Annotated in this window: 3 protein-coding genes and 2 pseudogenes; 2 read left to right on the plus strand and 3 right to left on the minus strand. The window is 60.3% G+C overall.

Annotated elements, in window-relative coordinates; genetic code table 11:
- Nucleotides 1–100 precede the first annotated feature (100 nt).
- The 3 genes and pseudogenes from ABSB13_RS17015 to ABSB13_RS17025 all read right to left on the minus strand — a co-directional run.
- Nucleotides 101–568: pseudogene (locus ABSB13_RS17015) on the minus strand (SDR family NAD(P)-dependent oxidoreductase); the annotation flags it as partial.
- 74 nt (nt 569–642) lie between these two features.
- On the minus strand, nt 643–801 hold the full coding sequence (locus ABSB13_RS17020) for a hypothetical protein (RefSeq protein WP_428110545.1): 159 nt from the start codon (nt 799–801) through the stop codon (nt 643–645).
- Nucleotides 802–875: 74 nt separating this feature from the next.
- A complete protein-coding gene (locus tag ABSB13_RS17025; protein ID WP_428110546.1) occupies nt 876–1412 on the minus strand; it encodes a MarR family winged helix-turn-helix transcriptional regulator in 537 nt (178 codons plus the stop codon).
- Between the two features lie 55 nt (nt 1413–1467).
- Between ABSB13_RS17025 and ABSB13_RS17030 the strand changes: the two genes are divergently transcribed.
- Both ABSB13_RS17030 and ABSB13_RS17035 read left to right on the plus strand, forming a co-directional pair.
- Nucleotides 1468–2139, plus strand: coding sequence for a class I SAM-dependent methyltransferase (locus ABSB13_RS17030; RefSeq protein WP_428110548.1), 672 nt, complete (start codon nt 1468–1470; stop codon nt 2137–2139).
- A gap of 246 nt (nt 2140–2385) precedes the next feature.
- A pseudogene (locus tag ABSB13_RS17035) lies at nt 2386–2598 on the plus strand (DUF1772 domain-containing protein); the annotation flags it as partial.
- Between the last annotated feature and the right edge of the window lie 99 nt (nt 2599–2697).

The raw sequence follows: 2697 nt of genomic DNA on the forward strand, positions 1-2697 counted from the left end.
GCGTCGAATCTTCGCGCGTGCGCGAGGGCCGCGCCCCGCCGAGCTCGGTCAGCAGACCGACCCGCGCTCAGAGCGACCCGCGATCGGACCGACCCGCTCTGCCCTCAAGGGCGAACTTGGAGGCGGCATAGGCAACGACGAATTCCTGACCGATCAGGCCAGCGAGCGAGGTGACGGTGATCACCTGGCCACTGCGTTGTGCCCGCATGATCGGTAGGATGGTGCGGGTTACGTTCAGCGGACCGAAGAAGTTGGTCTCCATCTGCGCCCGGAAGTGATCGGGGCTGATGTTCTCGAAGTAGCCCGCGTAAAAATTGCCGGCATTGTTGACCAGCACGTCGATGCGGCCGAACCGGTCGACGGCAGTTTGAGCTGCGGCGATCGCCGCTTGTGGATCGGTGATATCGAGCGCGACCGTCAACAGGCTCTCGTGCGCCTCGATTGCTTTCAGGACGGCAGGGGGATTGCGGCCGGTCGCGACAACCGAGTGCCCCGCCGCCAAAGCCTTTTGGGCGATATCAATTCCAAGGCCCCGGCCTGCACCGGTGACAAACCAAACTTTGCTCATTTCATCCTCAATCATGGCGAAGCGAAAATCATCGGTAAGCGGACCTCTTCGCCTGAAGGCGCTCAGCGATTTGTCTAGAGTTCGAGGTGTTGAGCGAAGAATGGATACAGCTTGTTCGCCGCAATTTCCGCGCCCTCACCGTCGTAGAGGTCCATGTGGGTGGCGCCGTCGACGATGAAGAGTTCCTTCGGTCCGGCGGCCTTCGCATTGAGCCCTTGGCTGTGATTAAGCACCGAAATTTGACCCCACCAACAGGAGGAATTTCAGTAGGTTACCACGAGGATCGGCGTTGGGACCCTACGCCGATTCACATTGTACTTCGGGGTTTGCTCTTTTTCCTCGCGGTGTTCTTCGCTTGGCCTCCCACTACGCGCAGAGAGCGCAATTCGGCTAGCGCCGTCGTTACTGCAGCGCTGGAGCGCTCGAAGAAATCGAGCAGCAGCGCAAGGTCCCTGTCCCCATAAAGTGATAGCGCAGACGCTGCGGCCCGCTCCATCGGCCGGAACAGCGGCATAATGCAGCGCTCGACTGCGGGCTGCAGCGCGACGAGGACCTTACGGCGGTCATTGCGATCCCGCTCGCGCCGCGCAAACCCGGCTTGTTCGAGGCGGTCGACGACGCCAGTGATCGCCCCTGTGGTCAAGCCCGCGGCCCGGGCGAGCTCGCCGGCGGTCAGCGGCCCGCGTAATGCAATAAAGTCCAAACATTCCAGATCCGTGCTGTTGACGCCGAGACGCTCGGCGACGGTTTGGCTGTACAGCACGCCTTTTGCGCTGGCGTCGCGCATCGCCCGATTGAGCGTGACCGCGAGTTCCTGACGACTCTTTTTCGTCTTGGTTGACATTCTCGGTCTAAAGATATCTTAGTAAATAAGATAATGACGATGTAAAGGATAAATCATGGGTGCCTCCGCGGTGCCGATCAAGAGAGCCTACAAGGGCGCCGCCATGGAGGGAATGCTGGCGACCTGGTACGCGCGGCACACCGCTAAACTTGCCGCGGATTTCGAGGCCGAAGCCCGACGGATCGTCGCTCATCTTTTGCCCCGGGCCCGAGTGCTCGAAGTCGCGCCCGGGCCAGGTTATCTCGCGGTTGAACTTGCCAAGCTCGGACCATACCGCATCACTGGACTTGACATCAGCCATAGCTTTGTCCGCATCGCGTCGGAGCACGCGGCGAGGTCGGGCTTCGACATTGAGTTTCGGCGGGGCGATGCTGCCTCAATGCCGTTTCCGGACAATACGTTCGACTTTATCGTCTGCCGCGCGGCGTTCAAGAATTTCGCCGATCCAATAGGGGCCATGGCCGAGATGCATCGCGTGCTCAACCGTGACGGCGCGGCTCTCATCATCGACATGCGTCGCGATGCCTCGAATGCGTCGCTCAAGGCCGCCGCCGATGGCGCGCGCCTTGGCACGGTCGCTGCGTTGCTGACCCGCCTCATCTTCAAGCAATTGCGCAAACGCGCCTATTCAAGCAACGACATCCAGCGCATGGCGGCGACGACGCCATTCGACACTGCCGACATCAGAGAGACGTCAATCGGATTCGACATTTGGCTGCGCAAATAACTTGCCACGGGCGGGTCCGCCTGGTGTCGGAGCGCGGCTCGCGCGATTTGTAAGGTCAAGCTGATCGCCTGCGTCAGCAGCATTCGGCTTTGTCGATAATATTAGGCATAAAACTGCCCCGGTTCGGTACCGAATTTGTTGGCGATTGTCGTCAGCCGGCACTTACGTAAGGTATAAATCGGCCTCTAGGGTTGTCACGTTCACCCACGTCTGGATGGGTTGTTTTCAACAACGGGAGTCGCGGTCATGGTTGCAGGGCAACTCGCGCTCGTCATCGCCGCGCTGTTCGCCGGAGCGGCAGTCTATGTGAACGTCGTCGAGCAGCCTGCCCGTTTGGGCCTTGACGACCGCGCGCTCCTCACCGAATGGAAACCAGCCTACAAACGCGGGTTCGCCATGCAGGCTCCGCTGGCTGTCGTGGGCTTCCTGTTAGGCTTGTTGGCATGGTGGCAGACTGGGTGTGTTTCGGCACCGGATCGGGACCCCAGTTGAAATCGAACTATCAAGCTGATTTCTAATCCGAAATACGAATAGTGGTGGGGTCACGATCGGCGCCGG

Origin of the sequence: Binatus sp. (SeqCode) (assembly GCF_050013435.1) — a bacterium.
GTDB lineage: Bacteria > Desulfobacterota > Binatia > Binatales > Binataceae > Binatus.